This window comes from Oleiagrimonas sp. (assembly GCF_027858935.1).
GTDB lineage: Bacteria > Pseudomonadota > Gammaproteobacteria > Xanthomonadales > Rhodanobacteraceae > Oleiagrimonas.
The window spans coordinates 1-5,650 of the sequence record NZ_JAQIBU010000062.1 but is presented as its reverse complement, the minus strand read 5'-3'; the positions used below and the strand labels follow the sequence as shown (position 1 = coordinate 5,650).

Below are 5,650 nucleotides of genomic sequence, written 5' to 3'. Positions count from 1 at the left end.
CTGGGAAACGAACGGATATTTTTCAGTGCGCGTTTTTCCGGTGTCAGCCAGAACGTCGTTTTTCCGGTGTCGGCCGTTCTGGCCATCTATGCCCAGGAAAACGGGCAGGGCATGATGTTTCCCGAAGACGCAGATCCGCCCCCCGCCGACAGCCGGACCGAATCTTCCGTCGGGGAGGAGGCTTCGTCAGGCGATGATGAGGCAGGCGAGGGCAAAGCCAGGCGGGGTGCCCCGCACCTCAGGGTCGTCAAGTAGGCCCAGGTCGTGCGGCATGCCACCTCGTCGGAGGCTATCAGGGGGCCTCAATCCTTCTTGCGCAGACGCTGCATGAGGTCGACCACCTTCTGGCTGGTTTCCTGATCGGACAGGACCTCGGTGGGGATTGTGAACGTGCTGATGCTGGTGATGCGCCCGTCGGCCATCCACAGATGGCCGGGGATGCGATCCTGCCCATTGCTGCTGACCTCGAATCCGTAACGCAGCATGAGCCGCAGGAGACCATCCTGCCGACGCATCCGGAGCCCGCTCAGACCCACGGTTTCATCCAGCAACTGGATGGATTGTGCGCTGCAGACGCGGCGTGCCGCGGACAGGGCGCGTTCGCGGTTGCGCATGGCGGAAAGCCACGTACCCACCAGGGCCATCATGCCTAGAAATAGCAGCCATTGTCCGATCATGTAGATATTGTCGGGGCGGGCCCCTGATGCCACAAGGCCTGGATCAGGATGCAGTGGGCTGCAGCCGGATGCGCATCGAAAGGTCCACGGCATGCACGTGCTTGGTGATGGCGCCGACGGAGATGTAATCGACACCGAGTCGCGCGATAGTCGCTGCATGCTCCAGGTCAACGCCTCCGGAGACTTCCAGTTGCACCTTTCCTCGGGCTTTTTCTACGGCCTGGCTCAGCATGTCGCTGGAAAATTCGTCCAGCATGATCCGGTCCACTCCCGCATCCAGTGCCTGATCGAGCTCGTCGAGGCTCTCGACCTCGACCTCAAGCAGCAGTTCCGGGTGCAGGCGGCGGGCGGCGGACACCGCTGCGGGCAGGCTGCCTGCGGCCGCGATATGGTTTTCCTTGATCAGGATGGCGTCAAACAGCCCGATGCGATGGTTGCTGCCGCCACCACAACGCACCGCGTATTTCTGCGCGTAACGTAATCCGGGGAGTGTCTTGCGGGTATCGAGTATCCGGGTGCCTGACTGCGCTACGGCCGACACGTAGCGGGCGGTTTGCGTGGCAGTGCCCGATAGTGTCTGCAGAAAGTTGAGCGCGGTGCGTTCGGCACTGACCAGTGCGCGCGCCGGTCCCTGGATATGGCACAGGAGCGTGTCGGCGGCCACGTGCTGACCTTCGTCGACGGCCCATTGAATGATGATTTCAGGGTCCAGATGGTGGAAACAGGCGTCGAACCATGCGCGTCCGGCAATCACGGCGGAGTCGCGGCACATGACTTCGGCTACAGCGTGTGCGCCGGAATCGACAAGCTCGGCGGTGACATCCCCGGATCCGAGGTCCTCGGCGAGGGCACGTGCCACATCCGAATCGATCGATTCGGCCGGTGGCAATTCATGCGCCCCGGTCGAGCTGCGTTTGATCATGAAGCAGGAGGCGTGGGCATGGGGGAAGCGCTTTTTGCTGGTGGCTGCGCATTGCGCAAACGCTCGACAATGGCGTCCAGTGCACGATCAAACAGGGGCAGTTCCTCCAGCACCACCGTGTCCTCCGAGGCCAGCTCGGCTGCAAACTGCTGCAGGGTCTTGTCCGCCACCTTCAGGCCGCGCCGGTTGACGAAAAGGTATTTACCGCTGATCGGGCTGATCCAGGACAGCTTGGCGCGCTCCGGATGATCGGTACCGGACAGGAATTCGACCCAGGTTCCGACCTTCAGGGCGCGTGCACGCTGGATGGAGGGCTCGTCTTTTTCCATGGCGGGGGACTGCTCGGCCGCGGTCTCCTGAAGCGTCTCCGGGGTGGCAATGGCCTCCATGCTGTCAGGGATCGGCATGGCCTCTTGCATGACCTGGTTCGCCGCACGGGAAGGTGCAGCGGGATCCAGCTTGCCGTTGTAGAGCTTGTTCAGCTGCAGCATCAGGGCTTCCACGTCGGCGTCCTGGAAAGCGACGGTCGCCAGGCCGTGGCGAAGTGACTTTTCCAGTCGCGGGAGCAATTGCTGCAGGCGCTCGCGTTCGACATCGCTGCGAATCGGCCCGACACTCCAGATGAAGTCATCGACAAAATGCAGGCCGACGCGGAACTCATTGGAGTCCTCGCCGTGGCGCAGCAGGGTCAGTACCAGGTAGTTGGCCCAGGCGCGTGTCAGGATGCCATTGACCAGGGCCGGAAGCTCACGGTCATCGATCCGGTTGAGGATTTCCTGCGCGGCACGACGTCGCGCCTGCTGCAGCTTCTCGCGCCCGCGAGTCGCTTCTGCGGCACGTTGCTCGGCAAGCTGGGCGCGCTTGTTGCTGTTTTCGAGGAATTTGCGGAAGTCGTCCAGCAGGTGGCTGAATACTTCGATGTCGTCATCGAACTGGGAAAGAAGCGTCTCGACCAGGCTGCGCACCTTTTTCAGCAGGCGTTGGTTCTGGTCCGACTCCACGGACCAGCTCTTGGCTGCCTCGGCCAGTTCATCCAGAAGCAGGCGTGCCGGGTGGTCGGGCTGGGCGAAGAGGCGACGATCCAGGATGGCTGCCTTGAGGTACGGAATCTGCAGGCGAGCCAGCAGGACCTGCATTTCCATCGGCAGGTTGTGATCCTCGAGAATGTACTCGAACAACATGCTGACCAGATCGATGGTGTCCTCGTCAGGGCCGGAAACCTTTGACTTGGCCTCGCCGCGCAAGTGACTGATCTGGTGTACCAGTTGCTCCTTGAGCAAGCGCACGTCCTCGGCGGACAAGGTGGTATCGCTGGGGATTTCCACCGGCATGGCGGCAGTATTTCGCGCCACTTCACCCTGCAGCACCGAAAGTGCGCCCAGAAGCTCGGCTGGACTCAGCGACGGACCTGCATATGCGGCACCACTCTGCGAACCCATGCGGCTGTTCTGGCGACGCTCGGCCAGCAATGACTGCAACGTCTGCACCAGCTCGGCCCCGATACTCTCGGGATCATTCGCGTATGGGTCCGTCGCGCCTTCCGGTCTGCGACGCCTGCTGCCGGCCGTCGCGTTGCTGCGACGGATTTCCGGAGTCCGCAACTGCGGCAGGACACCGGCATTGACAAGTTCCTGGCTTATATCCTGGTACAGCTCATCCAGGCCACTCAGCACATAACGCTCGTACAGCTTGTAGACGATCAGTTTGACCCGAACCTCGACATCGAGTTCGTTCATGGCTTCGCCAAACGCACGGGCCAGTGCAGCAGGTCCGATCGGGTTGTCGGCGTTGTCGACCTTGTGACCTGCGCAGATCACGGTCATGCGCTGGTTGACGGCAAGCAGCAATTGCCCGAGCCGGCTTTCCGACTTGCTGATCATGCTGGTCACTGCCAGCGACTCCTCGAGGTCGCGTTCTTCGACCAGAGAAAGCTCGGAGCCCTCAGTCCCCTGATTGCGCAGCCGTGCGTGGGAGGATTCCTCGCTGCTTTCGTGCCGATATCCGCTGGCAAGCCTGGAGAACCCGCGGGTGACCTGATCCAGGTAACGTCGTTCCATCAACGGGCGAGTTTTGCGCACGTTCCGCATGCCGTCGAAGAACTGGGTCTGCACGGCGTTGTTTTCGGCCTTCTCGGCCAGGTCAAAAAGTGCGTCATCGACGTTGTCGAACATGTTGCCGATGAGACGCACCAACTGACGGGAACTGATGCCGCGGATATTGGCCAGCAGGTCACCCAGGCGTTCATCACGAGGTTCGGCGGAATCGCGACGGCCCAGGTTGACGATGTTGTTGCGTTCTTCGGCGCTATTCATGACGGACTCGGGCTGTAATTTTCGAAAAGGCCCCTAGTACTATTGTCACGTTGTGGGGAAAATAAAAAGTGATGGCGTTCACGTTTCTCTGGACAGGGCCGGTGAAGTCGAGGTTCACAGCGCCTCGTTCAGCTGGACTGTGCCGATGCCTTCCTCCGGCAAAAGGACCGGGATATCGTCCTCGATCCGGTACACCACCTTGCCGTCGGTCGTGATCAGCCCGGCCTGAAGCGCACGATCCACCGGATCCCCTGCCACGTTCTGGATCTGTCCACGGGTAATGGCCTGGTTGAGGTGCTGCAGCTCGTCGTTTCGCAGCATGCGAATCGGGGTCTTTTTGACCGGGCAGCAGAGGATATCGAGCAGGTGCTTGTCCATACCCTTACAATACCTCCTTTTAACTGGACCGACCATGAATTCGAACGCTTCCGCACCCCGTGTCGGCGTGGTCATGGGCTCCCGTTCGGACTGGGATACCATGCAGCATGCTGCCGCCATGCTGGACCGGCTCGGCATTGCCCATGAGACTCGCGTGGTCTCGGCGCACCGTACGCCCGACCTTCTGTACCGCTATGCCGAGGAGGCGCAGGGCCGGGGCGTCCAGGTGATCATTGCCGGCGCCGGTGGTGCGGCGCACCTGCCGGGCATGCTTGCAGCCAAGACCCGGCTTCCGGTGTTTGGCGTACCGGTGCAGTCCAAGGCGCTCAGCGGCATGGATTCACTGCTGTCCATAGCGCAGATGCCGATGGGCATACCGGTCGGCACCCTGGCCATCGGTCGATCCGGGGCCGGCAATGCCGGCCTTCTGGCCGCTGCGGTGCTGGCCCTGTTCGACAGCAAGGTGGCCCGTGCGCTGGAGGCTTTCCGGGCTGAGCAGACGCAGCATGTCCTGGACCATCCGGATCCCTCCGCATGAGCGCGCGGCAACCGGTCATCGGCATTCTTGGTGGTGGCCAGCTGGCCCGTATGCTGGTGCTGCAGGGCGCGCCGCTGGGGGTGTCTTTCCGCATCGTGGATACCGCCGAGACGCCCTGCGCTTCGGAGCTAGCGCCGACCATGCAGGTGGACTGGCGCGATCTTGCTGCGCTCAAGCCGTTTGCGGACGCAGTGGATGTGGCCACGTTCGACTTCGAGAACGTGCCGGCCGAAACCGCGCAGTGGATGACCGATCATTCGCATGTATTCCCGGGGCCGCGGGCCCTGGCGGTTGCCCAGGACCGCATGAGCGAGAAGAACCTGTTTCGCGACATCGGACTGGACACGGCCCGCTACGCCGCGGTCGAGTCGCGGGCCGACCTGGATCGCGCGCTGGCCGAGATTGGCGCGCCTGCCATCCTGAAGACGCGTCGCCTCGGATATGACGGCAAGGGCCAGTTCCGCTTGCGTGATATCAGTGATGCCGATGCCGCCTGGCAGGCCCTGGGCGAGCAGGCCGCGCGTCACGGGCTGATCCTGGAGGCCTTCGTGCCGTTTGAATACGAGGTTTCGGTCATTGCCGTGCGCGGTCGCGATGGCGACTTCCGGATCTGGCCGTTGACGCGCAACTGGCATACCGACGGCATTCTCTCGCTCAGCCTGGCACCGGCGCCAATCTCCGAAAGCCTGTCCGGAGAGGCCTTCAGCCATGCGCGCACCCTGGCCGAAGAGCTGGATTATGTGGGCGTGTTCGCGCTGGAACTGTTCGTGTACAAGGGGCGCCTGCTGGGCAACGAGATGGCCCCTCGCGTGCACAATTCCGG

7 protein-coding genes are annotated in these 5,650 nt (G+C 62.5%); 3 read left to right on the top strand and 4 right to left on the bottom strand.

The window, feature by feature from the left end; all coding sequences use genetic code 11:
* A partial coding sequence (locus PF446_RS02510) for a ClpXP protease specificity-enhancing factor SspB (protein WP_298069373.1) occupies positions 1–255 on the top strand: 255 nt, incomplete at its 5' end.
* A 47-nt stretch (positions 256–302) separates the two neighbouring features.
* On the opposite strand, the gene PF446_RS02505 is transcribed toward PF446_RS02510, so the two are convergent.
* The 4 genes from PF446_RS02505 to PF446_RS02490 form a co-directional block, all read right to left on the bottom strand.
* The gene (locus PF446_RS02505; protein WP_298069371.1) at positions 303–677 is read right to left on the bottom strand and encodes a DUF3301 domain-containing protein; all 375 of its coding nucleotides are present in this window, start codon (positions 675–677) and stop codon (positions 303–305) included.
* Positions 678–720: 43 nt separating this feature from the next.
* Complete coding sequence (nadC, locus tag PF446_RS02500) at positions 721–1,599, bottom strand: carboxylating nicotinate-nucleotide diphosphorylase (protein ID WP_298069369.1); 879 nt, start codon at positions 1,597–1,599, stop codon at positions 721–723.
* Positions 1,596–3,911, bottom strand: a complete 2,316-nt coding sequence (locus PF446_RS02495; protein WP_298069367.1) for a DUF1631 domain-containing protein — start codon at positions 3,909–3,911, stop codon at positions 1,596–1,598. Before PF446_RS02495 ends, nadC begins: the two co-directional genes overlap by 4 nt.
* A gap of 114 nt (positions 3,912–4,025) precedes the next feature.
* A complete protein-coding gene (locus PF446_RS02490; protein ID WP_298069365.1) occupies positions 4,026–4,289 on the bottom strand; it encodes a hypothetical protein in 264 nt (87 codons plus the stop codon).
* A 34-nt stretch (positions 4,290–4,323) separates the two neighbouring features.
* Between PF446_RS02490 and purE the strand changes: the two genes are divergently transcribed.
* Positions 4,324–4,827, top strand: a complete 504-nt coding sequence (purE, locus tag PF446_RS02485) for a 5-(carboxyamino)imidazole ribonucleotide mutase (protein ID WP_298069363.1) — start codon at positions 4,324–4,326, stop codon at positions 4,825–4,827.
* Positions 4,824–5,650, top strand: an 827-nt coding sequence (locus tag PF446_RS02480; protein ID WP_298069361.1) for an ATP-grasp domain-containing protein, incomplete at its 3' end; no start/stop codon positions are given. The genes purE and PF446_RS02480, both read left to right, overlap by 4 nt.